The organism is Pseudorhizobium banfieldiae (assembly GCF_000967425.1).
Classification (GTDB): domain Bacteria; phylum Pseudomonadota; class Alphaproteobacteria; order Rhizobiales; family Rhizobiaceae; genus Neorhizobium; species Neorhizobium banfieldiae.
The window spans coordinates 123,091-147,903 of sequence record NZ_FO082821.1; the positions used below are offsets into that span (position 1 = coordinate 123,091).

30 protein-coding genes and 1 pseudogene are annotated in these 24,813 nt (G+C 62.3%); 16 read left to right on the top strand and 15 right to left on the bottom strand.

All coding sequences use genetic code 11. The annotated features are described in order from the left end of the window. The first annotated feature begins 9 nt into the window (after nucleotides 1-9). The 5 genes from NT26_RS21065 to NT26_RS21085 are packed head-to-tail and all read left to right on the top strand — an operon-like array spanning nucleotide 10 to nucleotide 3,898. Entirely contained in the window at nucleotides 10-327 is a 318-nt protein-coding gene (locus NT26_RS21065) for a DUF2218 domain-containing protein (protein ID WP_052642633.1), read from the top strand. Continuing rightward, complete coding sequence (locus NT26_RS21070) at nucleotides 324-1,232, top strand: siderophore ABC transporter substrate-binding protein (RefSeq protein ID WP_052642637.1); 909 nt, start codon at nucleotides 324-326, stop codon at nucleotides 1,230-1,232. Before NT26_RS21065 ends, NT26_RS21070 begins: the two co-directional genes overlap by 4 nt. Then, entirely contained in the window at nucleotides 1,229-2,209 is a 981-nt protein-coding gene (locus NT26_RS21075) for an ABC transporter permease (RefSeq protein ID WP_052642638.1), read from the top strand. Before NT26_RS21070 ends, NT26_RS21075 begins: the two co-directional genes overlap by 4 nt. Continuing rightward, nucleotides 2,202-3,143, top strand: coding sequence for an iron chelate uptake ABC transporter family permease subunit (locus NT26_RS21080; protein ID WP_052642640.1), 942 nt, complete (start codon nucleotides 2,202-2,204; stop codon nucleotides 3,141-3,143). The genes NT26_RS21075 and NT26_RS21080 overlap by 8 nt, the downstream gene beginning before the upstream one ends. Continuing rightward, on the top strand, nucleotides 3,140-3,898 hold the full coding sequence (locus NT26_RS21085; protein WP_052642642.1) for an iron ABC transporter ATP-binding protein: 759 nt from the start codon (nucleotides 3,140-3,142) through the stop codon (nucleotides 3,896-3,898). Before NT26_RS21080 ends, NT26_RS21085 begins: the two co-directional genes overlap by 4 nt. A gap of 149 nt (nucleotides 3,899-4,047) precedes the next feature. Here the strand turns inward: NT26_RS21085 and NT26_RS21090 are convergent, their stop codons facing one another. The 4 genes from NT26_RS21090 to NT26_RS21105 are packed head-to-tail and all read right to left on the bottom strand — an operon-like array spanning nucleotide 4,048 to nucleotide 6,745. Continuing rightward, the gene (locus tag NT26_RS21090) at nucleotides 4,048-4,767 is read right to left on the bottom strand and encodes an urease accessory protein UreH domain-containing protein (RefSeq protein WP_065814607.1); all 720 of its coding nucleotides are present in this window, start codon (nucleotides 4,765-4,767) and stop codon (nucleotides 4,048-4,050) included. A gap of 1 nt (nucleotide 4,768) precedes the next feature. Beyond that, nucleotides 4,769-5,209 carry a YqaA family protein gene (locus tag NT26_RS21095; RefSeq protein WP_052642644.1) on the bottom strand — a complete coding sequence of 147 codons (441 nt, stop codon included), beginning with the start codon at nucleotides 5,207-5,209 and terminating at the stop codon, nucleotides 4,769-4,771. Continuing rightward, nucleotides 5,206-6,459 carry a nickel/cobalt efflux transporter gene (locus NT26_RS21100; RefSeq protein ID WP_052642646.1) on the bottom strand — a complete coding sequence of 418 codons (1,254 nt, stop codon included), beginning with the start codon at nucleotides 6,457-6,459 and terminating at the stop codon, nucleotides 5,206-5,208. The genes NT26_RS21095 and NT26_RS21100 overlap by 4 nt, the downstream gene beginning before the upstream one ends. A 10-nt stretch (nucleotides 6,460-6,469) precedes the next feature. Next, nucleotides 6,470-6,745 (bottom strand): metal-sensing transcriptional repressor, encoded by a 276-nt coding sequence (locus NT26_RS21105; protein WP_052642648.1) that lies wholly within the window; start codon nucleotides 6,743-6,745, stop codon nucleotides 6,470-6,472. 120 nt (nucleotides 6,746-6,865) lie between these two features. Here NT26_RS21105 and NT26_RS23195 point away from each other — a divergent pair, with 120 nt between their 5' ends. The 7 genes from NT26_RS23195 to NT26_RS21140 all read left to right on the top strand — a co-directional run bounded on the left by NT26_RS23195 (nucleotide 6,866) and on the right by NT26_RS21140 (nucleotide 12,615). Beyond that, nucleotides 6,866-7,210 (top strand): hypothetical protein, encoded by a 345-nt coding sequence (locus NT26_RS23195; RefSeq protein ID WP_052642650.1) that lies wholly within the window; start codon nucleotides 6,866-6,868, stop codon nucleotides 7,208-7,210. 48 nt (nucleotides 7,211-7,258) lie between these two features. Beyond that, nucleotides 7,259-7,990 (top strand): HupE/UreJ family protein, encoded by a 732-nt coding sequence (locus NT26_RS21115; protein WP_082077839.1) that lies wholly within the window; start codon nucleotides 7,259-7,261, stop codon nucleotides 7,988-7,990. Between the two features lie 19 nt (nucleotides 7,991-8,009). Next, nucleotides 8,010-8,681 (top strand): hypothetical protein, encoded by a 672-nt coding sequence (locus NT26_RS21120; RefSeq protein WP_052642652.1) that lies wholly within the window; start codon nucleotides 8,010-8,012, stop codon nucleotides 8,679-8,681. A gap of 147 nt (nucleotides 8,682-8,828) precedes the next feature. Further along, on the top strand, nucleotides 8,829-9,347 hold the full coding sequence (locus NT26_RS21125; RefSeq protein WP_142586775.1) for a Crp/Fnr family transcriptional regulator: 519 nt from the start codon (nucleotides 8,829-8,831) through the stop codon (nucleotides 9,345-9,347). Between the two features lie 63 nt (nucleotides 9,348-9,410). Continuing rightward, nucleotides 9,411-10,019, top strand: coding sequence for a class I SAM-dependent methyltransferase (locus NT26_RS21130; RefSeq protein WP_244467752.1), 609 nt, complete (start codon nucleotides 9,411-9,413; stop codon nucleotides 10,017-10,019). Continuing rightward, entirely contained in the window at nucleotides 10,004-10,471 is a 468-nt protein-coding gene (locus NT26_RS21135) for a (2Fe-2S)-binding protein (RefSeq protein ID WP_052642655.1), read from the top strand. Before NT26_RS21130 ends, NT26_RS21135 begins: the two co-directional genes overlap by 16 nt. Then, on the top strand, nucleotides 10,471-12,615 hold the full coding sequence (locus NT26_RS21140) for a xanthine dehydrogenase family protein molybdopterin-binding subunit (protein WP_052642657.1): 2,145 nt from the start codon (nucleotides 10,471-10,473) through the stop codon (nucleotides 12,613-12,615). Before NT26_RS21135 ends, NT26_RS21140 begins: the two co-directional genes overlap by 1 nt. Before the next feature lie 15 nt (nucleotides 12,616-12,630). On the opposite strand, the gene chrA is transcribed toward NT26_RS21140, so the two are convergent. Together chrA and NT26_RS21150 are read right to left on the bottom strand one after the other, a co-directional pair. Next, nucleotides 12,631-14,034, bottom strand: coding sequence for a chromate efflux transporter (gene chrA, locus NT26_RS21145; RefSeq protein ID WP_052642659.1), 1,404 nt, complete (start codon nucleotides 14,032-14,034; stop codon nucleotides 12,631-12,633). A 2-nt stretch (nucleotides 14,035-14,036) separates the two neighbouring features. Beyond that, the gene (locus NT26_RS21150; protein WP_052642660.1) at nucleotides 14,037-14,855 is read right to left on the bottom strand and encodes a chromate resistance protein ChrB domain-containing protein; all 819 of its coding nucleotides are present in this window, start codon (nucleotides 14,853-14,855) and stop codon (nucleotides 14,037-14,039) included. Nucleotides 14,856-15,316: 461 nt separating this feature from the next. Between NT26_RS21150 and NT26_RS21155 the strand changes: the two genes are divergently transcribed. Continuing rightward, nucleotides 15,317-16,006 carry a hypothetical protein gene (locus tag NT26_RS21155; protein WP_052642662.1) on the top strand — a complete coding sequence of 230 codons (690 nt, stop codon included), beginning with the start codon at nucleotides 15,317-15,319 and terminating at the stop codon, nucleotides 16,004-16,006. A gap of 122 nt (nucleotides 16,007-16,128) precedes the next feature. Continuing rightward, nucleotides 16,129-16,671, top strand: a complete 543-nt coding sequence (locus tag NT26_RS21160) for a hypothetical protein (protein WP_052642664.1) — start codon at nucleotides 16,129-16,131, stop codon at nucleotides 16,669-16,671. 197 nt (nucleotides 16,672-16,868) lie between these two features. On the opposite strand, the gene NT26_RS21165 is transcribed toward NT26_RS21160, so the two are convergent. After that, the gene (locus NT26_RS21165; protein WP_244467753.1) at nucleotides 16,869-18,494 is read right to left on the bottom strand and encodes an ISL3-like element ISRsp8 family transposase; all 1,626 of its coding nucleotides are present in this window, start codon (nucleotides 18,492-18,494) and stop codon (nucleotides 16,869-16,871) included. Nucleotides 18,495-18,575: 81 nt separating this feature from the next. On the opposite strand from NT26_RS21165, the pseudogene NT26_RS22540 reads away from it, so the two are divergent. Further along, nucleotides 18,576-18,818: pseudogene (locus NT26_RS22540) on the top strand (helix-turn-helix domain-containing protein); the annotation flags it as partial. Here the strand turns inward: NT26_RS22540 and merA are convergent. The 4 genes from merA to NT26_RS21190 are packed head-to-tail and all read right to left on the bottom strand — an operon-like array spanning nucleotide 18,798 to nucleotide 21,226. Beyond that, nucleotides 18,798-20,240: a mercury(II) reductase gene (gene merA, locus NT26_RS21175; protein ID WP_052642669.1), complete on the bottom strand. Its 1,443-nt coding sequence runs from the start codon at nucleotides 20,238-20,240 to the stop codon at nucleotides 18,798-18,800. The pseudogene NT26_RS22540 and the gene merA sit on opposite strands and share 21 nt — an antisense overlap. Before the next feature lie 5 nt (nucleotides 20,241-20,245). After that, nucleotides 20,246-20,497 carry a mercury resistance system transport protein MerF gene (locus NT26_RS21180; RefSeq protein WP_052642671.1) on the bottom strand — a complete coding sequence of 84 codons (252 nt, stop codon included), beginning with the start codon at nucleotides 20,495-20,497 and terminating at the stop codon, nucleotides 20,246-20,248. Nucleotides 20,498-20,508: 11 nt separating this feature from the next. Further along, nucleotides 20,509-20,796 (bottom strand): cation transporter, encoded by a 288-nt coding sequence (locus NT26_RS21185; RefSeq protein WP_052642673.1) that lies wholly within the window; start codon nucleotides 20,794-20,796, stop codon nucleotides 20,509-20,511. Between the two features lie 16 nt (nucleotides 20,797-20,812). Beyond that, on the bottom strand, nucleotides 20,813-21,226 hold the full coding sequence (locus NT26_RS21190; RefSeq protein WP_052642675.1) for a mercuric transporter MerT family protein: 414 nt from the start codon (nucleotides 21,224-21,226) through the stop codon (nucleotides 20,813-20,815). A gap of 98 nt (nucleotides 21,227-21,324) precedes the next feature. Here NT26_RS21190 and NT26_RS21195 point away from each other — a divergent pair, with 98 nt between their 5' ends. Then, nucleotides 21,325-21,765 carry a MerR family transcriptional regulator gene (locus tag NT26_RS21195; RefSeq protein ID WP_052642677.1) on the top strand — a complete coding sequence of 147 codons (441 nt, stop codon included), beginning with the start codon at nucleotides 21,325-21,327 and terminating at the stop codon, nucleotides 21,763-21,765. Here NT26_RS21195 and NT26_RS21200 read toward each other — a convergent pair. From NT26_RS21200 to NT26_RS21215, 4 genes are all read right to left on the bottom strand, one after another. Continuing rightward, nucleotides 21,762-22,067: a hypothetical protein gene (locus NT26_RS21200; RefSeq protein ID WP_052642678.1), complete on the bottom strand. Its 306-nt coding sequence runs from the start codon at nucleotides 22,065-22,067 to the stop codon at nucleotides 21,762-21,764. The genes NT26_RS21195 and NT26_RS21200 overlap by 4 nt on opposite strands. Further along, entirely contained in the window at nucleotides 22,064-23,323 is a 1,260-nt protein-coding gene (locus NT26_RS21205; protein WP_052642680.1) for a cytochrome P450, read from the bottom strand. Before NT26_RS21205 ends, NT26_RS21200 begins: the two co-directional genes overlap by 4 nt. 116 nt (nucleotides 23,324-23,439) lie before the next feature. Next, nucleotides 23,440-23,901 carry a signal peptidase II gene (lspA, locus tag NT26_RS21210; RefSeq protein WP_052642682.1) on the bottom strand — a complete coding sequence of 154 codons (462 nt, stop codon included), beginning with the start codon at nucleotides 23,899-23,901 and terminating at the stop codon, nucleotides 23,440-23,442. Beyond that, nucleotides 23,902-24,774, bottom strand: coding sequence for a cation efflux transmembrane domain-containing protein (locus tag NT26_RS21215; RefSeq protein WP_052642956.1), 873 nt, complete (start codon nucleotides 24,772-24,774; stop codon nucleotides 23,902-23,904). Nucleotides 24,775-24,813: the final 39 nt, after the last annotated feature.

Genomic DNA, 24,813 nt, shown 5'->3' on the forward strand with positions numbered 1-24,813 from the left:
GAGCCAAACGTGGTGCAGTCAAATTCGAGCTGGCAGACAGCGGAGGCGCAGAAATATCTGGCTCAGTTGTGCAAGCACTTCGGCCATAAGATCGAGGTGGTCCACACTGAACGTGACGGAGAGTGCCGATTTGCATGCGGTACCGCTCTTCTTCATGCCCACGAGGATCGCTTGGATATTACCGTCAGCGCGCCCGATGACGAGCAGCTCCAGCAGACGCAGTCGGTGATCGAACGCCATCTCGTGACCTTCGCATATCGCGAGAACTTGGAAGCGTTGGAATGGAGGCCGGCCGCTCAATCTACAGACCAGGATGACAAAGCATGAGCCCTCGTCGTCTGATGACTGTCGTGACCGCGGCCGTTGTTGCCTTATCACCACTTGTCGTACAAGCCGCAGAGATCGAGACAGCACGCGGTCCGGTCGAAGTCGCGACGCCACTGGCCAAGGTTGCTGTCTTCGACATGGCGGCGCTCGACACGCTACAAGCCTTGGGCGTGCAACCTGCCGGTCTCCCCGAAAAGCTCTACCTCCCGCAGCTCGAGCCCCTGTTGGATGGCGCAGAGGTCGTCGGAAATCTCTTCGAACCTGATCTCGAGGCGCTGAGCGCGCTGGAGCCCGATCTGATCATTCTCGGTGGTCGTTCCTCAACCAAGGTGGACGCCACCTCGCAGGTAGCACCAACCATCGACATGACGATGACGGGGCAAGATCTTGTGCAGCAGGCGAAGCAACGTCTTGCAGCCTACGCTACCCTGTTCGGCAAGGAGGAGGCGGCGGCAAAGGCAGCATCGGAGCTTGATGAGCAAATCGAGGCTACAAGGGCAGCGACTGCCGGAAAGGGGACCGCTCTGATCGTCATGACCAACGGACCCAAGATCACGGCCTATGGGGCTAGCTCGCGCTTTGGCTGGGTCCATTCGACGCTTGACCTGCCCCCTGCTGTATCCAATCTGGAAGCTGCCAATCACGGCGAGGCCGTTTCATTCGAGTTCATTGCCAAGGCAAATCCGGATTGGCTCCTCGTCCTCGATCGAGCCGAAGCGATTGGCTCTGGTGACCAGGGCGCGGAGGCCACCTTGAACAACGAGCTGGTCGCTCAGACGTCTGCCTGGAAGAAGGGACAGGTCGTCTATCTCCCTGCGGCAGATTTCTATATCGCCGCGGGCGGTATCCAATCCACGAAGCGTGTTCTTGCCGCCATCGCCGAGGCGTTCTCACGCGCGCAATGAGCATCGGCAAAGATCAAGGCGCCTCCTCCCCGTTTCTATTGACGATGGCACTGACGCTGCCCGCTCTCTGTCTGGCGAGTCTCCTTGTAGGGGTGGGCGAGCTTACAGTCGGGCAGATGCTTTCCAACCCTGAGGCCTTGCAGCTTATTATGATCAGTCGTCTGCCCCGGACACTGGCGGCACTGCTTATGGGATCCGGATTGGCGATTGCGGGCGTCATCATGCAGACGCTTGCCCGCAACCGATTCGTGGAGCCCTCGACGGCGGGGACGGCGCAAAGTGCCGAGCTCGGAGTGCTGTTCGTCACTCTGCTATGGCCTTCGGCGAGCCTGTTCTTAAAGAGCTTGATCGCCGTTGGTACGGCACTTGTTGGAACGTCCGTCTTCCTTGCGACGGCCCACCGGCTGCCACCAACCCAGCCGTTTCTCGTTCCGCTGTTTGGCATCGTTTATGGCGGAGTGATTGGCGCAGCGGTTACCTTCATTGCTTGGCAGACCGACCTTCTTCAGTATCTGTCCGTGTGGACGCAAGGCGACTTCTCGGGCGTTCTTCGCGGCCGCTATGAACTTCTGTGGCTTGGAGCCATCATGGTCGTCGTCGCCTGGCTCATCGCAGACCGGCTGACGATCATGGCATTGGGACGCGACGCCAGCATCGCGCTCGGTGTCGACTATTCTCGGATGTTGCAACTGGGCCTTGTCATCGTTTCGGTGATCTCGGCGCTGGGCACAGTTATCGTGGGGACAATCCCCTTCGTCGGTCTTGTCGTGCCGAACATTGTGTCGCGGATGATGGGCGACAACCTGCGCGGGACGCTACCCATTGTTGCTCTTTGCGGCGCTGTCCTTGTCCTTGGTTGCGACATTCTCGGCAGACTAATCCGGTTTCCCTACGAAATTCCGGTGGGTACGGTCGTCGGTTGCGTAGGCGGCATGGTCTTCTTGTGGCTTGTCTGGCGGCGAGCTGCAGATGAGTAACCGGCGCGTCATCTATCTCGCGGTTGCGGCTCTTGTTTGTATGAGCGCCTATATGACGATCGGGCTACGAGGAAACATCCCCTTCGTGCTCTCGCTACGAGCCACCAAGCTGCTTGCCCTGGTTCAGGTTAGCATAGCGATCGGGATCTCAACCGTAGTTTTCCAGACCATCACAGCCAACCGAATCCTGACGCCCTCCATCATGGGCCTGGACGCGCTCTACCTGTTCGGACAGATGTTGCTCGTCTTCCTGCTCGGAGGCCTGGGTTATTCGGCCCTTGACGCTCAGATCAAGTTCAGCGGCGAGGTCCTGTTGCTGATGGCGATGTCGGCGGCTCTCCTGCTTCCCATGCTCAGGCGTCGATTGGACATGGGATTCTTGCTCCTGACGGGGGTCATTCTGGGCGTCCTCTTTCGCAGCCTGCAGTCTTTGCTGGCTCGACTGGTGGATCCAAACGACTTTGCAGTGGCGCAGGGGGCCAGCTTCGCAAACTTCAATGACGTTGAGACTTCGCTGCTTTTCCTGGCGTCATTGATCACGGTTGGCGGCTTCCTCGTTGTGTGGCGGGCAAGACACGTGCTTGACATCGTTGCGCTTGGCGCCGATGCAGCGATAAGTCTCGGCGTGTCGTGGATACGCACTGTCGCGGGGCTCTTGCTGCTGGTGTCAGCGCTTGCTGCAGTTTCCACCGCGCTGGTTGGCCCGGTTGCGTTCTTCGGTTTGCTGGTAGTCGCCCTCGCGGAGATCGTCGTCGATACAAGACGGCATGCTGTGCTTCTTCCGGCCGCTGCCTTGACTGCGGTGGTAGTCCTTGTTGGCGGACAGACCATCTTCCAGCATGGGTTGGGCAATAGCGCCACCCTCGGGATCGTCATTGAATTCGCCGGCGGCATCGTGTTTCTCATCCTGCTCTTTGTCGGAAGCCGTAGATGATCCGTATTGAAAACGTTTCCTTCTCTCGCGGCTCCAAGACGATCCTTCAGGACGTGTCGCTAGACATTCCGAAGGGTGGCATAACGGCGCTCGTGGGCGCGAATGGAGCAGGCAAATCAACCCTTCTATCTCTGATCGCCCGGCTGCAGCCCTTGCAGGCCGGACAGATCACAGCCGGCGGCTTGCCAGTCCACGCCACACCCAGCAGGGAGCTCGCGAAAGTCATCGCGATCCTCCGGCAAGAGCCGCTCGTAACCAGCCGACTGCGCGTAAGGGAGCTCGTCAGCTTCGGTCGCTTCCCGCACGGACGGGGCAAGCTGACGAACGAGGATCACGCGTTGGTGGAGCGGGCACTGCAGCAGTTCGATTTGACGGATCTGGCGGATCGGTTCCTTGAGACACTATCAGGGGGCCAAAGGCAGCGTGCTCTCGTCGCCATGACAATCGCCCAGGATACTGAATACCTGCTTCTGGACGAGCCTCTCAACAACCTCGACATGTACTTCGCACGTGAGCTGATGCGCTCTCTCAAGGCTGTCTCCAAAGCACACGGCAAGACTGTCGTCATAGTGCTTCATGATGTCAATCAGGCGGCTTCCCATGCAGATCGGATCGTGGCGATGAAAGACGGTCGCGTCGTCGCCAATGCTTCGGCGCGTGAGATCCTTACCCCGCCGATGCTTTTCGATATCTTCGGGTTTGAGATGGAGGTGGAAACGATCAACGGCACCCCAGTGGTCCTGCACTTTCAGTAGTTGTCTTTGACGCGTCTTCCGCTGAACGCGGACTGCAAGCGGTTCGCAGGCAGATACTGGATAGACGTCCGAACTCTCCAGCGGATGTTGTTAACTGGGAGCTCCGGGATCGCAGGTTCACTTCCCCTCAAGACCTTAAATAAACGAGGTCAAAAAATGGTCGCCGCAGCGACAGCGACCATGCCGAGGCCAGCAGCAATCTCCAGTCCTCGCGACACTTTGTCGAGCAGCCTTTTGTTTCGGATGAACAACCGGTCGAAGACCTTTCTGAAGGACACCGCCAGCAGCGCCACGGCACCCAGTGTCAGAGCGACGCCCGCCAGCATCAGGACAGCGAACAGCAGTCCCGCGCCTGTTACGCCACGGGCCGCCGCATATGTCATGACGAAGAGGGTGAGCGGACAGGGAATGAGACCTGCCACGAAGCCGAAGCCCGCGCCGTCGCGGCGCGCGTGACCGTGGGCGGTAGCGCGTGTGCCTCGCCAGATCATCCAGAGGCCGATCAGGCCGATGGCACCGCGGCTCATGTGTTCGAGCAGCGGCGAGGAACCCGGTCCCGAGCCGCCGAACATGTAATCGATCACCGGGAGCGACAGGAGAACAATCAGCACCGAGATGGATATGTGTGTCGCCGCCAGCGTGAAGGCGGTCAGGAGTGCGCTCCACATCCCGCCCGACGAACTTGCGATATAGGTCGCCAGCAGCAGCTTGCTGTGGCCCGGCATCAGGGCATGGACGGCACCCAGCAGCAGTCCCATGGGAAGGAAGGCCGGAAGCGCTGCCGAGCCGCCTCCGCCCGCCAAGGTGCGAATATGCTCCCCGAAGGTGAGATAGGTCTCCTTCTGGAACTCGAGAATCCAGGTCAGCATGTCAGGCGACCTCGAGCGTTACCCAGGCCAGCACCAGATAGCGGCCGGCCTTAGCGATGGTGACGAATGCTGCGAAGGTCGGAAGCGGTACCCTCAAGATGCCCGCGACGACGGTGAGCGGGTCGCCGACAATTGGCACCCAGCTTGCCAGAAGCGACCACTTGCCATAGCGCCGATACCAGCCTTCGGCGCTTTCGAGCTTTTTCGGCGAAACCGGAAACCAGCGGCGGTCGCGATAGCGCTCGATGCCGCGCCCGAGTGCCCAGTTGACGATGGAACCGAGCACATTGCCGAGGCTCGCGATCCCGATCAGGATGGCAAGCGGATAGCGCTCGGCAAGGATCATCATGGCAAGCACGGCCTCCGATTGGGCGGGCAGGATGGTGGCTGCCAGAAATGCCGCGCCGAAGAGGCCGAAATAAGCCGCAAGATCGGCCGTCACCCGTCCACCTGCCCGACGGCAAGCGGTTCGCCGGCGGCCCGCGCGGCCAAGCCCTGCCAGCCGTGGATGCCGATGTAAATGCCGACCGCGATGATCAGCAGGCTTGAGACATAAGGCGCCCGGCGTGCCAGCGTGCTGAACCACGACCAGCGTTTCGTCGCGTGCCGGACGCTGAGTGCCGCGATCGCCCCGACCGTCACCAGCGTGATGGCAAGGCCGATGGAGAAGCAGAGCACGAGGATGAAGCCCAGCGTGAATTCCTTGAGCTGCAGGCAGAGCAGCAGGACGGTGATGGCGGCGGGGCACGGGATCAGGCCGCCGGTCAGGCCGAAGAGGACGATCTGCCAGGTCGTCACCTTCCGGTCGGCGAAGCGGCGGCGGATATCGTTGGCATGGGCCAGTTCATGCGCATCCTGATAGCCATCGGTCGCGACGTCCAGCCCGCGCAGCTCCTCATGCATATGGTCGTGACCGTCGCCCTCCACGAAGGAGAGGTCGTAGTCGTGGCTGTGATTGCCGTGCCCGAGGCTGAGGCGCGCCATGAATTCGTGCGGCTCAGGGATTTCGGTCAGGGATTCCAGATAGTCCCCCCGGTCGGCGAAAGCGAAGACCTGAACGGATCCATCCGGCCGTTCCGTCGTGATCTTCACGTCGTCGGGTTGCCAGACATGGCCCCGCTCGGTCCGCAGGCGAAAGACGGGCGGCACGCCCGCTTCGAAGATCTCCAGCGCAACGACGCCATGCCCGGTATCGATCCGGCGCACCTCCTCGCCGTGGCCGCGATGCCCATGGCCGTGCCCGTGGTCATGATCGTGCCCATGCGCGTGATGATGACCTTGAACCCCATGATCGTGCGAACCGTGATGTCCGTCATGCGAGTGCCCGGCGGCGGCCTTTGCCATCTTCTGGTCCTGCCGGGTGCGCCAGAGCATCCACAGCGCGATGGCGATGATGATCGCCGCCGAAGCGAGCTGGAAATAGGGTTCCACGGTCTCGGCATCGACGCCACGCCACAGATAGAGGCCGGCGAAGGCAATGCCCCAGACGACGGCGGTATGCGAGATCGTCGCCGCGATGCCGAGCAGCGCGGCCTGCAAGACCGTGCCGCGGATGGCCACGATGAAGGCTGCCATCATCGTCTTGGAATGGCCGGGCTCCAGCCCGTGCAGCGCGCCGAGGAGGATCGCGCTGGGGATGAAGAGCCAGGCATGGGCGGAGCCCTGGCTGAGCAGTTCGGCGAAGCCGGGCATGTCGCCCTCCTTACAGGTATTTGGTGATCGCCTTGAACTCGTCGATGGACTTGCGCTGCTCGCGATCGAGCGCGCCGACGGTCTCGTCTAGGCAATGGTCGAGATGATCCTGGATCAGCGTTCGCTTGGCATTCTCGACCGCCTTTTCGACGGCGTGAAGCTGCTGGGCGATGTCGAGGCATGGCCTGCCGGCCTCAATCATGGCGATGACGCTCTTGAGGTGTCCTTCGGCGCGTTTCAGCCGCTTGATGATGTCGGGATGGGATTCGTGTCGATGTTCTGTCATAATGTAATTCCTATCCCCCTGGAGAGGATATTTCAATGCGGATTCTTGTCTCCGCCGGGGTTTGCGTCTATCAGGAGCAACATGCGGTTTCACACGAGATCACGATTCGGGACCAGGATAATGGCCGTGCTGGCAGGCTTTGCCATGCTCGTATTCGCGTCCATGCCGGCCGGAACGCATTCGCTGAGCCAACACGCGCCGGCAGTCGTCGTCGCAAACGATGCCCATTCCCATGATCACGGCGATCATTCGCACGATGACGATCTGGAGTTCGCCCTTAACGCCGCCGATGCGCCGGATCACCATCACGCCGATCACACGCACGAAAAGGCGGGTCTGGTCGCGGTGGCGGGTGACATGTTGCGCAACGCCCTGGAGGCGGACTATGCGCTCGTCGATGGATACCTCGACGGGGGCCTTCCATTCGGCATCGACCGGCCCCCGCGCTCCGTAAACCGCGCCTGATCCACGCCGCATCCCGCGGCCGGTTCACCTCGTTTACGGAAAACACTCATGACTACACCACTCCGCGGAGGTGTGTCGCACGGCCAGTCCGTCCGGCACACGCTTCTTTATGCGGCGCTTGTCGCGCTCTCGCTTCTGCTTCTCGCGGGCACGGCAGCAGCCCACGCCGTCGCCGAAGGCGACAAGGGCTACATCCAGGAAATCACGGGCATCCACCTGATCCCGTTCGTCTATCTCGGCGCCAAACACATGGTCACCGGCTACGACCACCTGCTCTTCCTGTTCGGCGTGATCTTCTTCCTCTACAGGCTGAAGCACATCGCCATCTATGTCAGCCTCTTCGCCATCGGCCATTCGACGACGATGTTGCTCGGCGTCTATTATGGCTGGAATGTCAGCGCCTATCTGATCGATGCCGTCATCGGGCTCTCGGTCGTCTACAAGGCACTCGACAACCTTGGCGCCTTCCAGCGCTGGCTGGGCTTCCAGCCGAACACCAGGCTGGCGACGCTGATCTTCGGCTTTTTCCATGGTCTCGGCCTCGCAACCAAGATCCTGGAATACGACATTGCAGAAGACGGGCTCGTTCCCAACCTTCTCGCCTTCAATGTCGGCGTCGAACTCGGCCAGCTTATCGCGCTCGCCGTCATCCTCATTGCCATGAGCTACTGGCGCAAGACCTCCGGTTTCCTGCGCCATGCCTACACCGCCAACGTCCTGATGATGACCGCGGGCTGGCTGCTCGTCGGCTATCAGCTCACCGGCTATTTCGTCTCCTGATCCAACAAGGACAATTCAAATGTTTAATTCACAAGCTCCCAATCCCGATGACCTGCCGACCTCCGCGCAACTCGTCAAGTCGACGGTCATTTCCGTCGTCGCCGCTGCCGCGCTTCTCGTCACCGTCGTAATGCCGTCCGAATACGGCATCGATCCGACCGGCCTCGGCTCCACGTTGGGGCTGACCGAGATGGGCGAGATCAAGACCCAGCTTTCGGACGAGGCCGAGCGTGATCGTCAGATCGACCAGAACCAGCCCGCCTCGCTGGATCAGGGGGCGGGATCCGCGACGGGCACGGCACCTGTCGAGGGATCGAGCCTTCTCGATCGCATCATCCGCGAGTTCGGCGTCTCGTCCGCCCATGCGCAGGAGGCACCGCGGCAGGACGAAATGTCCATCACCTTGCAGCCCGGCGAGGGTGCCGAGATCAAGCTCGTCATGATCAAGGGGGCCAAGGCAAACTATGCCTGGACGGCCAACGGCTCGAAGGTGAACTTCGACACCCATGGCGATGGCGGCGGCGAGAGCATCTCCTATGAAAAGGGTCGCGGCGTCGCCGAGGACTCGGGCGTTCTGGAAGCTGCCTTCGACGGCAACCATGGCTGGTTCTGGCGCAATCGCACCGGCGATCCGGTCACGGTGACGCTGAAGACCGATGGCGCCTATTCCGACATCAAGCGCATGATGTAACAATCGAGGCCGGCGGATGCTGTTCCGCCGGCCCTTCCTTACGTCCAAACAGGAGATTTCAAGGTGCGCGTCAGGCCTGAGGATTGCAGGGCCATCGGCCTGTTCGAAAGCATCGCGGGAGAAATCCTTGCCGAGCGCGACCTCCTGATGAACGCCATCGAACTGCGGCATCTCAACGCCGGGGAGGCCCTGTTTTCGCAGGACGAAGCCCACCCCTTCATCTATGTGGTGCGGCAGGGCCTGCTGAAGCTGACCTACCTCAACGCGCATGGCGACGAATGGACAAAGTCGCTGGTCGCTGAAGGGCAGTTTTTCGCGAGCCTCTCGGCGCTGCGCTCGGGCCAGGCGAGTTTTTCCGTCTGCGCGATCGAGGCCTGCGTGCTGGAAAGGATGCCGTTCCGGGTCGTCGAACAACTGGCGGATCGCGATCTGGCCTGGTCGCGCATGGTGCGCAATGCGCTGATGATCTTTGCCGAGCGCAAGGAACGCCGTGAGCGCCAGTTCCTGACGATGTCCGCAGAAACCCGCTACAGGCTGCTGCTCGACGAGGAGCCGCATCTGGCGGCCCGCGTGCCGCAAAAGGATCTGGCTTCCTATCTCGGCATCACGCCGGTCGGCCTGAGCCGTATCGCGCGCCGTGTCCGGGCCGGCGTGCGCGAGACTTAACCCGGGTTAATGCGGACCGAACCGGTCTTCGCAATATCGGCTTCATCAATGATGGAGCCGAACATGAACCTGTCGCGACGCACGCCCGATCACCTACTGTTTCTCCGGTCATGGATAAGCCGGCCCCTCCAGGTGGCCGCGGTTGCCCCTTCGAGCCGCCGGCTCGCCGAGGCGATCACCGCCGACATCTCGCCACGCTCCGGCCCTGTTCTGGAGCTCGGACCGGGTACCGGGGTCTTTACGCAAGCGCTCCTGCGACGTGGCATTCCCGAAGCGGCCTTGACGCTGGTCGAACGCGAACCGGCATTCGCCGAATTGCTGCGGATACGCTTTCCGGCCGCATCCGTGCTCGAATGCGATGCGGCAACACTACCCTCCGGATGTCGCGGCTTTTCGGCGGCCGTCAGCGGCCTGCCGCTTCTGTCGATGCCGCCGGGTCAGGTCGAACGCATCCTCGCTGGTGCATTCGAGCGCCTTGTCGGCGACGCGTGCTTCTACCAGTTCACCTACGGTCCGCGATGCCCTGTACCCGAAGCCGTCCTGCTCCGGCTTGGCCTGGCCGCATGGTTTCGTCGCTTCGTGCCCCTGAACCTGCCGCCGGCAAGCGTCTACCGGATCGCACGCACGTCATCGCTTCACGAGCGGGAGGCCTCGCAATGCGCATCCTTCTGAACACCAAGGCGGAGACCATTCCAGACGATCTTGCAGAAGAGCCCTTGCTCTTCGTGCTCAGGGACCATTTCGGGCTCAATGGCCCGAAATTCGGCTGCGGCGTCGGCTCCTGCGGGGCCTGCACCGTCGTTGTCGATGGCGAGGCGCAGCGCTCCTGCCTGCTCCCCGCCGGTTCCCTCGACGGCAAAGCCATCCTGACCCTTGAGGGACTGTCCGCCGGGGCAAAACTGCATCCCTTCCAGCAGAGCTGGATCGCCGAGAGCGTGCCGCAATGTGGCTACTGCCAGAATGGGCAGATCATGACCGCCTATGCGCTGCTTGCCGCACGGCCCGAGGCCGGTGCCGACGACATCGCCGAAGCCATGGATGGCGTGCTCTGCCGTTGTGGAACGCAGGCGCGGATACACAAGGCGATCATCCGGGCGCAGGCGATGATGCGGGAGGAACGGTGATGGCAGACCTGTCCCGGAGACGTTTTCTCAAGGCGCTCGGCTGGAGTGCTGCGGGCATCACGGTCGTTGCTGGCGGGGCGACATTCGCGCTGATACCCGTCTTGCCGCCGCGCAACAGATCGACGCCCTCCGACGCGGCCGCCTGGATCAGCTTGCGGCCGGGCGGCAGGTTCAGGCTTCTGTCGACGCGCGTGGAAATGGGGCAAGGCATATCCATCGGGCTGAGACAGGTCGCAGCCGGCGAACTGGGCATCGAACTCGATCACATCGATCTGGAACTGCCCGATACGGCGCTCATTCCCGTCGCCCGCTCGACGGTCGGTTCCGATGCGATGCGCGAGACCGGACCGCTGGTGGCCCAAGCGGCGGCCGCCCTTCGAAGCGCCATCTTGAACAAGGCCGCCGAGCGGCTCGGTCGGCCCGTCTCGGCGCTCGAGATTGTTGCGGACGGCGTCAGCGACGGCATCGCCAGCCTTCTGACGTTCGAGGCGCTCGCGTCCGGCCCGCCGCTGCTCGTAAAGGCGGAGGATGTCGGGACAGCACGGCCGAGGCTGATGGAAAGGCGGGATGGTCACAGCGCGGTGGGCCGCCCCATTCCGACGCACGACATCGAGGCGATCGTCACCGGCAACCGGCCGCTCTATGCCGACGATATCAGGCTCGACGGCATGGTGTTCGGCGCGGTCGTCCGTCCGCGCACGATCGGCGGGCAGATCCGCTCCGTCGATGCGTCGGCTGCAAGCGTCGTGCCCGGCTATGTCGGCCTCTACCGCGAGGGCGATTTCGTCGGCATCGTGGCCACCCGTCGCGGTGCGCTCGCGCAGGCGCTGGACCTGCTGTCAATCGACGAGGACAACGGTCCGCCGAACGCGACCGCCGACGTCGATACTATGCTTGACGTGGCTGACGCCGGACAGATGGAGCACGTCATGCTCGACGAGGGCGAGGCCGGGCGCGGTCCCTTCGACATCGATATCACGCTGTCCGTGCCACTCGCGGCACATGCCTCGATCGAGCCCCGCACGGCCATTGCCCGTTTCGTCGATGGCGGCCTGGAAATCTGGACCGGAACGCAGGATCCCTTTTTCGTGCGCGACACGCTGGCCGCCGCCTTCGGCCTCTCCCGCGAAGCCGTCCGGGTGCATGCCATGCGGATCGGTGGCGGTTTTGGCGCACGGACCATTGTTGCGGCCGAGCTGGAGGCGGCAAGGCTGGCCAGGCTCTGCGGCAGGCCGGTGAAGGTGCAATGGTCACGGCGCGACGAGTTCCAGGCGGGGTTCCATCGACCGCCGTCCTGCCACCGTATCCGGGCGGCAGCCGACGGGACGGGGCGCATTTTGCGCTGGCACCACATGTTCCGCTCCGGTCACGTCATCTTCACCTCCGCCGCCATGGGACCGGGCCTGCAGTTCGCCACGAGCTTCGTCCCCGATCCCGGCGTCGGGCGGGGTGCGATCCCGCCCTATCGCGCGGATGCGACGCATGTGGCCTTCGAGGATGTGCGCCTCCCGGTCAAGACGGGTCCATGGCGCGGCCTCGGGGCTGCCGCGAACCACTGGGCGATGGAGACGGCCATTGATGCACTCGCCCGGGTCAAGGGGCTCGACCCGCTGGCGATGCGGCTTGCGGCGCTGCCACCGGAGCACAAGCGACTGAAGGCCGTCCTGGAAGAGGTCGCGGACATGGCCGGCTGGAGCGATCGTCCGGGCTCGGGCGAAGAGAGGATGGGCCTTGCCTGCGGTATCTACAAGGACATGTCCTATGCCGCAGCCATCGCGCGGGTGATCCGCACGGACGGCGGATACAAGGTGGCGCGCCTGTGGTGCGCCCATGATTGCGGCCTGGTGATCAATCCGGATCAGGTTCGCGCACAGATCGAGGGCAATCTCGTCTGGGGCATCGGCATGGCCCTCAGGGAAGCGCTCGCCATCGACGGCGGCGCAATCACGCCCGAGAATTTCTTCGATTATGCCGTTCCGGTCCTGTCCGATGTGCCCGACATCGACATCCGGCTTGTCGAGGGCAGTGCCGCGCCGACCGGCGCCGGCGAGACGGCCATCGTCTGCGCGACGGCCGCCATCACCAACGCGGTCGCGGCCATCACCGGTGAAACCGTGATGCGGCTTCCGGTAAGCGTCGCGTGAGGATAAATCCCGCCCTCACCGCATGCCGGCAAGGGTCCAGGCCATGCCGAGTACCGCGCTGCCGAGGAGCACCGTCATCACCGACATCTTCAGGCGGAAGATTGCAAGGATCGCCAGGAGCGTCAGCACGAGCGAGGCCCAGTCGACGGACGACAGCACGGGAACTTCCATCGACAACGGCCCGGTCTGGATAGCGGTCACGTCCGCAAACAGGACGTGCATACCGAACCAGATCGCAAGGTTGAGGATCACGCCGACGACGGCGGCCGTGATCGCCGCCATCCCGCCGGATATCGCCGCGTTGCCACGCAGCCGCTCGATGAACGGCGCCCCGAGGAAGATCCAGAGGAAACACGGCACGAAGGTCACCCAGGTCGCAAGCACGGCACCGATCGTGGCGGCCTGCAGGGGACCGAGACCGCCCGCGTCGCGGTAGGCACCCAAGAAGCCCACGAACTGCAGCACCATGATCAGCGGTCCCGGCGTCGTTTCCGCCATCCCGAGGCCATCGAGCATTTCGCCCGGCCGCAGCCATTGATAGTTCTGCACCGCCTCCTGCGCGACATAAGCCAGCACCGCATAGGCGCCGCCGAAGGTCACCACGGCCATCTTGCTGAAGAAGAGGCCGATCTGGGTTAAGGCATTGTCCGGACCGAGCGTGACGTAGAGAATTGCAACGGGCGCGAGCCAAAGCAGCAACAGGATCACTGAAACGCGAAGCGACCATCGAAGGTTTGGCCTCGCGTGCTCCGGCATGCCCTCCCCGAGAACGGAGTCGGCATCGGACAGGGTTTTTCCTGCCGCCGACTTGTGGCCGTTCGATATCGAAAACCAGCCGTACCCGGCTCTCGCCCCGATAAAGCCGATGGCCCCGGCCGCCAGTATGATCACGGGAAAGGGCACCCGGAAAGCAAAGATTGCGATGAAGGCCGCCGCCGCGATCAGCACCATCGCGGGGCTTTTCAACGCCCTGCCGCCAATGCGGAAAACGGCCTGGACAACGATCGCCAGCACAGCGGCCTTTAGTCCGAAGAACAGCCCCGCGACCACGGAAACCTCGCCGTAGAGGACGTAGATATAGCTGAGCGCAAGGATCGATAGGAAGCCGGGCAGGATGAAGAGGATGCCTGCCATGAGACCACCGGCGGTCCGATGCATCAACCAGCCGAGATAGACGGCGAGTTGCTGGGCTTCGGGGCCGGGCAGCAGCATGCAGTAGTTCAGCGCGTGCAGGAACCGGCTTTCGCCGACCCACTTTTTCTCGTCGACGATGATCCGATGCATGACCGCGATCTGGCCCGCCGGACCGCCGAAGCTCAGCGCCGCGACGCGCAGCCAGACCTTGAACGCCTCCCTGAACGAGACGCCGTGCTCCGTCGGCCCGCGCGAAGGTTTCACCGAAACGATCGTGTCCGCCATGATCAGCCTCCCTTTCTCGCGGAAGGCCAGTCATGCGCCTCCCCCGTCGCATCCCGGCACCAGCGATAGAAGGCGTCGTAGAGTGTCATGCCAGCCTCGAGCTGTTCGAGGTCATCGTTGAACATGCGCGACAGGCCAAGCGATGCAGCGAGCAGGCCCGCCACTTCGGGTGCCAGATCCGGCCGGGCCGTATCGGCGCCGCGCACGATCGTCGAAAGCCGCAGGAGCGGCGGTGTCGAAAGTCCGAACGCCTCGACCATCACATCGAACGTGCAACGCTCGCCCCGGTGGCTCCAGAGGACATCCTCGATATCGAAGGGCGTGGCACCGAAACGTTCGGCGACGGCGGCGACTTCGCTTGCCGCAACGAACAGGAAGAGAGCGTCCGGATCGACGAAGCGCCGGATCAGCCAGGGGCAGGCAATACGATCGATCTTCGGCCGCGCGCGCGTCACCCAGACGGTTCGCCCCTGAGCATCGCGCTCCGGAATGAGACTGGTCGGCACCAGCGGAAGACCCGCGGCTTGCCACGCCTCAAACCCGCCTTCCAGAACTTCGGCACTGATCCCTTCCGTCCGCAGATAGGCGGCCACGCCATGGCTGAGCTTCTTGCCCTTCTGGCAGATGGTCACGACAGCTTCGCCGGTCACATGCCCCGCCCAGGCTGCGACATCATCATAGGGATGGCGGCGCGAACCGGGGATCAGCCTCGGATCGGCCTGGAAATCGTCGTGCGTGCGCACGTCGATGAGCACCGGAGCACTCGGTGTACCAATAAGGCGGTTTAGCTTTTCGGGTGAAATTTCAAGAAACGACGGCATCGCGCGTCCTCCGTTAGCCGGGTCAATGGACGCGATTCTCTAGCATGACGCCTCGTGGGGTGATCGCGACCCCATGTGAGATTGATTTACAGCAGTTTTGGAGGCTGTCAATTCGTGACTGCCGCATAGTCTTGACAAGATTCTGACTTTCTCATTATCTCCGCTGACAATGATAACGCGGAGGTGAGGGACTGGGTCAGAGGTTCAGATCCCTTCAAGAGCGAGGCTACGGAGCTTCAACGGGCATAGGTGGTCGGTTGCGTCCCCTTCGTGCGGTCGGTTCGAAACTTTCTGTGCCACTCAGCTTGTCCAGCTTTCAGTCGCTTCATCGTACAATGGGAGCCGGTGGAACTGTGTTGGCGAGAGGACTGGACGGACCGCGGCTTAATCGCTACTTCCCCTGCTTGTGAGCGTCGAGCATCTGGCTGGGACATCGACTCCAGAACAATCAAAGGCCCCAAGTGAGAAAGCCCCCACGCAGTTTTGCCGTCGAGTACAAATCCGGCCGCCGTAGGACAGAAGCAAAGCCGAACTCCATCTGGGGCAATCTGGATCTGAGGTCTGTCGCACTTGACGTAGAGAGATCGGTAATGCCGATGCAGCCCGATGGCCGCGCAGTTGCTGAATCTGACGTCGAAGTCTCCCCGCCAAAAGCATTTCGTGTGTTGCCGACATTGACAGCGCCGGCCGCGACCTTGAAAGCTGTCGCGGAGCAACAGGAGATCTCTATGGCCGACGAGAACGACACGACTGTCAATGCCGACAATACCGCCAATGCCGATGCTGTTTCCGATGCCGGTGCACCAGGCGCTGTCGAAGCAGAGCCTGCGCCTAAGAAGCAGCGCAAGCCACGCATGAAGAAGGGCTCTCCTGAAACAGCTGCGGCTAACACTGCAGCGGAAGGCGGTGCTGGTCAGAAGAAGCGCGGTCGCAAGCCGAAGGCGCTCGCAGGAGCAGCAGCCGCAAATCGCGAGCCAGTGAAGCGTGCGAGCAAGAATGAGCAGCCAGCAGCCGTGGAGGGGACTTCCGCTGGTGACGAAATGGCAGACCTTCTGCAGTTGGAGGAGGAGAACCAGAGACTTCGTAAGCTTCTGGCTGAAAAGCTACGCGCGGAAAACGCCGACCTGCGGAAGAAGCTCAACCTCGGCTGACGTAGAGGGAGCCTTCAATCCCGGCCATAACTCGTCGCTCGCGATAACACGCTAGCGGCCTGTCAATTCATTGCCAGACCAGGGGAGCTTATAGCGCTCATGGTGAAGCTTGAGGTTAGATCATGGCATCTCCGTTGAGGTTTCTACGCCGACTGGTGTCAGGTCGAGGCGAGCGAAAGCAAGACGCCGATGGGCTGAACGAGGCAAAACCGGATGTCCTGGCGATTGCCGATGCCACCGAGCCGGTTGCAGGGGAGGCGGCTCCGCCAGCAGCTCTTGAGCCACCTGATCAGGAGCCACACGACGCTGTTTATTCAGAGACTGCGTCGGTGGACGAGGCGGCGACCGAGATCGGCGTAACGGCCGACAGCATTCCAGCATTTGGTGGTTTAAGTTCAGCTGGTGAACCTGGCGTCGCTGTCACCGCTACAGACGCCATGGAATTCCAGCCGGCTGTCGAAGTCCCAGCGCGCAAGCAGAAGGCCCCTAGTAAGTACAGTCGACCGGCCGTCGTTGCTGATCAAGTTTTGCAAGGGTCCCGTAGTCAGTCTGATGACACGATAAGCCTGGACGATGAGATCAAGGTGCTCAGGGCGCAACTGGCAAGCAAGCTTAGGATCCAAAACGCGCAGCTGAAGAAGATGCTCGAGCGCTTCGAACGATGACCATCTTCTTCCTTTGAACGCTGGACCATTCCGTGTCGCAGGAATCTCACAGAGCTTCGGGTGGATTACGACGAGACAGAGCGCTATCGCGGCGAACTGCTGCCGGTCCGTAGCCCTTTCTGCGTTTGCCTCGATCAGAAATTGAAATGGCGCAGAGCCGGCGACGTCTGTCGCGTGGCACTTAATCGGGTTCTTCCTCACTTTGTGTGGAGCCGCGGCAGCATTCGTGCCTTCAGCAATTCAGGGCCTGCCCGACCGTACATTGCTCGCTTGAGGGTCTTGAGGCGGTTGATCTGGCCTTCGGCCTGCCCGTTGCTCCAGGGCAGCTCGATGGCGTTGTTGACGGCATCGATGTCCCTGCGAAGGACGCGAGCGAACCGCATGATAGGGATGAGCTCGGAGTCGATCGCATCGTCGATCCATGCATCCAGTGGTGGCGATCTCTTGCCGCGAAGGATGCCGTTGAAGCGCATCGCCAGGCGTCGCATCTCGACAAACGCCTCAGATCCCTGCTTCAGGGCGTCGACCTTCCTTGCCTGCCGGTCCGTCAGCAGGCCTCGCGGCTTGATACATAGCGCCGCGGCAACCACCGGAGAGATTGCATGACCGGTTTCGGGATCTCGAACCGGTTCCGACTTCAACGCGGCGGGCGGTACATCATCGGCCTGTCCCCTTTCGGCCCGCCGCCAAGCTCCGAGCAACCGCTCCAGATTGGCGAAGCTGCCGGTGTAGCCGCGCTGCTTGACGTCGTGAAACAGATGCCGTCCGCGCCGGTTCCCATCCTTCCAGCATTGCGCAAGGAAGGCTTCGAAATACCATGGTGATGTGGGGTTCAGTGCTGCTCGTCGCCTGTCTGGTGGAGCTTCGAACTTGAGCCACTTCGTTATGCTGCGACGCTCATAGCCGGTCCGTCTGGCGATCTCGCTGTAGGACAGCCCTTGCTGGCGCAAGGCATGGAGCATGTCGAATATCTCCTGGCGAGATTGCCTATGCGCAAGACGGGCGCGCCGGCGATGTGTCGCAGCGTCAACAATTGCGTCCTCCGAAAGAATGGCCCTGCCGGTGGCACGCCCGGAAAGGCTCATCTGTTCTTCGATGGCCGAACGAAGGTTCTGGACCAGATGAAACCGATCGGCGACCTGCCGGGCCTGCGGTGCGCCTTCACGGGTGGCCTGCGCATACAGGCCGCAGCGGTCGCGGCTGACAATCTCGATGGAAGGATGACTCCGAAGCCACTCGGCCGCATTCTCGACGCTACGGTCATCCAGTATGTCAATAACCGAGCGGCGCTCGAGGTCGACCATGATGGTCCCATAGCTCGTCGCGCGCCGCCAACTCCAATCATCGATACCGACCACCCGTATCTTGGAATTGCGTTGGGCAACTGCAGCATCCCGTTTCAGTTGCCGCAGGATAGTGTCGTCGCTGACCGGTATGCCGAGCCGTTGCATCAACCGCTCGCCAGGACGGCCGCCAGTGCTATGGCCGAGCAAGCCAACAATCTCTCCGACCCTTCTTGTCCGACGCGCGTATGGATCAGCTACCATCGGAAGACGGTCGGTGAACGTTCGTCGTGCGCATTCCCCATGTGCACATCGCCAGCGGCTCAGCAGGAGCTTCACTGTCACGGGCTTGCCCTGGACTGGCAGATCCTGGAGGCTGCGGCAGGACCAGCCATGCCGACTTCGGCTTCGACATCCACAATCGGGGCATACTCCGATCTTGGATCCAGCTGCGGAAACAACCCAACCGTGATCAACGGTGAGCGCGACACCCAGTACTTTGACCCCTGGACCGGGCGACCATTTCGATTTCGTTCGCATGCCCGCCCATAGCCAAAACCTCGCTAACGGCGAATGAACCACACAAAGTGAGGAAGAACCCGATTAACTGCAAAGCGACACGGCCTCAAGCGCGCCAAGTCAGAAGGAAAGACCCTCGGCCGCCCCTCCACCCTGAGCGAAAAACAGAAACAGGAAGTGCGCGAGGATCTCGCGACAGGGATGAGCGTTTCCGCTCTCGCCAGAAAATTCGACACCAGCCGCCAGACCATCATGCGCGTCAGGGATGAAGTGCCCGCTTCGTCCAAGCCACAACTTGAGCACGCACCCGTTTCCCTTTCGCCGTTACCCCGCGCAGCAGGATAGTTTTTTCACGTCCCTGTCGAAGGTCTGAGCCGCAAGCTTCAAGCCTTCGACGGTCGTCAGGTACGGGAAGATCGCCTCCGACAGATCGTCGATCGTCAGGCCGCCGCGGATAGCCAGCGCCGCCGTCTGAATGCTGTCAGCTCCTTCCGGCGCAAGAATATGCGCGCCCAGGAGCTTCCGGCTTGCCCCGTCGGCAACCAGCTTGATCAGGCCGCGTGTATCGCGTGCCGCCAGCGCCCGCGGGACATTGTCGAGGGAAAGAACGGACGTGCGAACCGAATGCCCCGCAACACGCGCCTGCGCCTCGGTCATGCCGACGCTCGCCACCTGTGGGTCTGTGAACACGACAGCAGGCATCGCGGAATTGTCATAGCGCAGGCCATCGCCGTTCAACGCGTTCTTGGCGGCGAGCTTGGCGCCATAGGCGGCCATGTAAACGAACTGATCTTTTCCTGTCACGTCTCCGGCGGCATAGACGCCGGTCTTTGAGGTGCGCATGCGGTCATCGACAATGATGGCGCCGGCCGGCGTTGCGGCAATACCCGCCTCAGCCAAGCCAAGGGTTTCGGTGTTCGGGCGGCGTCCCGTTGCCACGAGAATCCGTTCGGCCGTCAGGATTTCCGGCCGACCGTCCCGCGCGATGGTGAGCGCCACACCGCCGTCATCGGTCTTGCGGATGGATTCGTAGGCGATCCCGCTGACGATCCTGATGCCCTCATCGGCCAGGTAGGTTGCAAGCGCCGATCCGATTTCGGGTTCAGCCTCCGGCAGAAGCCGGCTGCGGAATACGAGCGTCACCGCGACGCCGGCCCGCGCGAACGTCTGGGCAAGCTCCGCACCGATATAGCCGCCGCCAAGCACGATCATCGAGCGCGGCAGTTCGGCCAGGGCCAGCGCCGTCGTGCTGTCGAGCGGCGACACGTCGACGATCCCCGGAATTCCCGGCAGGCCTGGGCGCGCGCCCGTCGCGATGATGATCCGTTCGGAGGCGAGGCGCTGGCCCGCGACCTCGACGCCGCCGTCAACGAGGCGGGCCTGCCCTTCGCGATAGACCACATTGTTATACTCCGGCAGCAGATCAGCGTATTTCGCCTGCCGAAGACCCGCAACCAGGGCGTCTTTCTGGGCAATCTGAGCGGCCCAATCGACGACGCGCGCGCCGCTTTCAATGCCATCGAAGCGGGCTTCCGCATCATTGGCGTGACGCACGGCTTCCGTGGCCCGGATCAGGGCTTTCGAGGGCACACAACCGATATTGACGCAGGTGCCGCCAATCGTGCCGTGCCCGACAAGGGCCACTTGCGCGCCTTGTTCGGCGGCCGTGATCGCGGCAGAGAATCCGGCCGAGCCAGCCCCGACGACTACAAGATCGTAACGGCCGTTGCCTTTGCTGGAACTGGGAGCATCACAAGCTTCGCACATCTAACTTATCCCTGTCGTTTGTCATTGATTGAGCAGCAATCGGCATCAGCCGATGGGCCGGAACGGCGGCGCCGATAAAGGTAAAATGCCGCCAGCCCAATAGCAGCGAGTGCGATCGGGATCAGCACATAGCCGGCTGCAGCGAGCCATGCGGAAACCCCGAAGGAGCCCGCAGCGACCAAAAGAAATGGGGCGGCACAACAAATGACGGCGAGAAGCCCGACACCGCCCATGCCGATGAACTTTCCATCCGTCATGCTGAGCCTCCCTACTGCGAAACCTTGGAGCGATAGCCGGCGTTGGTGGTTGCGGTGATCAACGCAGCGACATTTGTCTTGCCGTCGTCAAACCGCACTTTGGCGATCGCCCCATCTGTCGCCTCCGACACGTCAACCGCGAGCACCCCTGACACGTTGCTGAGCGCCCGCTTCACGATCGGGCCGCAAAGTTCGCAGGTGGCATTGGCGACATTCAGCGTGACGGTCTGCTCGGCGGCAAAAGCGGCGCCACTCGCCAGCAGGGACGCGGTGAGAGCGATAAGGTGTAAAGTTTTCATCAGGAACTCCTTGAGGTTAGGCGGTGAGGAAGAACCGCGCTGCATAGGGAAAGCCCACGGCGACGATGATCAGAATCGTTGCGATCCAAAGGCCCATCTTGGCGTTGCGATGGGACGACGGACGCGCGCAGTAGGAGCCCTCGATGCACTCAGCCGCCCTCGGCTTGCGATAGACGAGATAGAAGCCGTAGCCGAGGCAGGCGAGCGCGATCGTGACGAACACGGGCTGATAGGGCTCGAACGCGGTCAGATTGCCGATCCACGCGCCGCTGATGCCGGCAAAGAACAAGACAAAGGGCACCACGCAGCAGGTTGCCGCGCCCAGTGCCGCCACGATGCCGCCAACCGAGAGCAGCGCTGCCTGATCAAAACCCTTTTCGACGGGCTCCAGGGCCGTATCTGCCAGTGGCCGCGCTTCGTTCTGCATCATCGTTCACATGCTCCCGCAATTGATCTATGGTGACCCTAATGCCTGTAGTAACTACAGGGTCAAGCGGGAAAGTTTCACGGTGTTGTGCGAGCTATGTGATGAAACAGGCTGATGAATTTTCGATCGGCGTCCTGTCCGAACGCAGCGGCGTCAACATCGAGACGATTCGCTATTACGAGAAGATCGGCGTCATGCCGAAACCAGCGCGCAGCGCGGGCGGATATCGCGTCTACGGCAACGATCACGCAAGGCGGTTGCATTTCGTGCGGCGCGGCCGTGAGCTCGGCTTCAGCCTCGACGAACTGCGTGGACTGCTTCGCCTGGTCGACGGGCATAGCTACACCTGCCGTGAGGTTCATGACCTCACCATCGAACACCTGAAAGATATCCGTCAGAAAATCGCCGATCTACGACGTCTGGAGCGGGCAATGTCGGATATGGCCGCGCAATGCACCGGCAACCAGGTTCCGGAATGCCCGATCATTGATGCTCTATTCGAGATGCGCCCAGTGGGCCGTTCCCGCTCCGTTCGACCTTAGCGCAGGATTTTGAACTGCTCTTGTTCCGACCCCATATAGGCCACGACCACCATCATCGGGATTGCGAGCACGTTGGAACCGAGCAGCGCGCCAAGGCCTATATCGCTCACGCCGCGAATAGCGCTTGTCGTGTTAATGCCGATCTCGGGCGAGGCAGCGGCGAGACCAACGAAAGAGCCGCCCGCAGCGACCGAGAAACCCCATTGCCGGCGCAGCTTCTTGAGCGGATCGGACAGGTGCTCAGCGCCCCAATGCGCGAGCCATACGGCTGCAAGAAGAACCCCGGCCCAGACGGCGATCATGACGCGCCCCCGATCGCATATCTGAGGTTGCTCATTACGAAGCGGCTCTTCGGTATGGCCGGCAGTCGCGTTATATCGATCCGCAGATCCTGATCCGGCAGGTCGTATTCGATGCTTGCCGCCAGAAATCGGCAGGACAGTTTCATAAGCTCGATCGTCATCCATTCCCCGGGGCAGCGGTGATTCATGTGATGGTCGCCGCCTCCCTGCGGGATGAAGTTGAAGGGACTGCCATCCCAACTCCGAAATCGGTCCGGCCGGAACTCCTCCGGCGCATCCCATGCCCGCGCGTCCCGGTTGGTGCCGTAGAGGTCCAGCATCACGCGCCGTCCCCGGGGAAACCGATAGCCGTTCCATTCGAAATTGTGCCTCGTGCGCGCCATCACCGCCGGAAAAAAGGGATAGAGCCGCCGGATTTCCTGCACGAACAGCTCCGGATATTCGTCGCCGGTTTGAAGTTTCGGGCGGCAGGCCGGGAACCCATGCAGGGCGTGGGCGGCAAAGACAATGAAAACCGCCACGGCTACGGTTGGCCGCAATATGTTCAGCAGTTCCACGGCGGCAATACGCGGGCTGAGAAGAGCGCCGTCCTGATCCCGCCAAGTGGCGATGACACGCGCCGCGCTTCCTTCCGGCGGGCTCAGATCGCCGGCACGAATCTGCTCAACAATGCCCTCGATCCAGCTTTCGCACCGCCTGCGGGATAGGCGCGACCACCAGTGCTTCGGTCCGACCGACCCCGCGTAATCAAACAGCGCCGTCAACTCTGCCGCGCGCCGACCGGCCTCTGCTTCCGGCAGCGGAACCCCGACCCATGCGCAAACAGCTCTCGTCAGGAGTTCTTGCACCTCGTCGTAAAGGATAACCCGGTCCATCGTTGTCCATTTCTGGGCGTAGGTGCGCCACCATTCGGCGGTCAGCTCTTTCAGCGCCTCGATGCGCTCCGGTGTCATAAGCGACATGAACATCTGCTTGCGGTGCCGATGCGCTTCGCCGTCCAGCCCCTGCACGCCGCCCTGCCCGAAGAGGGTTTTCTGAACCCGGCCCGGTGCAGCTCCGCTCCGGGCGAACAAGTCCTGCCGGTAGAACAGTTCGGCCGCCTCGGGGCCGGTCATGCAGATCGTCGGGCGGAGCAGGAGCCGGGTTTGAAAGAGATCGGCCCCGTATCGGCGGCATCTTTTCGAGATAAAGCCGTAAGGGTCCAGGAGCAGGGCCAACGTGCTATCGAAACTCCGGTCGCGCGGGATGCGGGACATCACTCATCCTCCCCGAAACCTGAGCGGAGAAGGCTGAGGCCGCCGCCACTGCGGGGCTACTCTGGACGGTTCTCGGCCAGCGCGGCCGTCGCCGTTTTTTTTCCTCTCAGGCTTTCTCATGCCTTCTTCCTTCCGGCGCGAAAGCCATCGAACATTAGCAACGCCACGCCGCAGACGACCGCCACGTCGGCAAGATTGAAGGCGGGCCAGTGGTAGCCGGCCAGATGAAAATCCAGAAAATCGGTGACGGCTTGAAAGCGCGCGCGGTCGATGACGTTGCCAAGCGCGCCGCCGATGATGAGTCCAAGAGCCACGCTGGCCTGCCGGGTTTCCGACCGCCATAGCCAGACGACAAGTGCGGCCACGATGGCGAGGCTGAGCAGGATCAGCCCCCACCACGGCACGACGCCGCCGAGCATCCCGAAGCTGACGCCGTGATTGCGCACGAGCACAAGGTTTAAGACGGGGATGACTTCAACGCCGTGCGCCAGGGCGGGCGTGCCAAGGGCAAGCGCCTTGGTGCCCTGATCGAGAGAGAACGCCGCCAGGGCGCAGCCTATGCCGACGCCGCGGCCCACCTACGCCGTCTCGCGCAGATCGGCGCGCGCATCGCGCACGATCACCCATGAGGATTGCAGGAACAGACCGGCGATCACTGCCGCCACAACCAGGTCAGGCCAAGCCGTTCCGGTCCATGCGACTAGGCCCGCCGCCACGACGACGGCCGCGTTGCCGATCGCATCATTGCGCGAAAACAGCCAGACTGCCCGCACGTTGGCGTCGCCCGTCCGGTGCGGGATCAGCGCGAGCGCTGCCCCCACATTTACCGCCAGTGCGATGATCCCGAACAGGCCCATCAATCCGGCTTCTGGCTGGTTTTCCACCAGCACGCGGTATGCCGTACTGCCGAGAACCCCCAATCCGAGCACGCCCAGGAACAGCCCCTGAATGAGGGCCGAACGCGCGCGCCAGAGCAGACTCCAGCCGATGGCGAGAATGCCGAGGAAGGTAATCAGCCCGTCGCCGAGGAAATCTAGCGCATCTGCCTTGAGCGCCTGCGATCCCGATATGAAGCCGCCGACCATTTCGATCAGGCCGTAGCCGACATTGAGCACGATCACGATCCAAAGCGCCCGTTTGTAGGCCGGCGTGATGTGGGAAACGTCCTTCGGTAGATCGTCTATGTCGCCTTCGGTTTGCGTGTTGGGGCCATCCAGACGATCGAGCTGATAGCCGATGCCGGAAACGGTGCGTTCGACTTCCGGCAGCCGCGCGGCAGGATCGTTGACGTGCAGCGTCATGATCTGGGTCGCGGTCGAAACCTTTACATTCTCCACGCCGGCCGACCGCACCGCCTTCTCGATCTTGGCAGCGCAGGACGCGCAGTCCATGCCGGTGACGCGGTACCATGCCGTTTCCTGTGCATTAACTACCGAGGGCGCTATGCTCATGATCATCTTCCTTAATTCCGACAGATATGATATCATTGA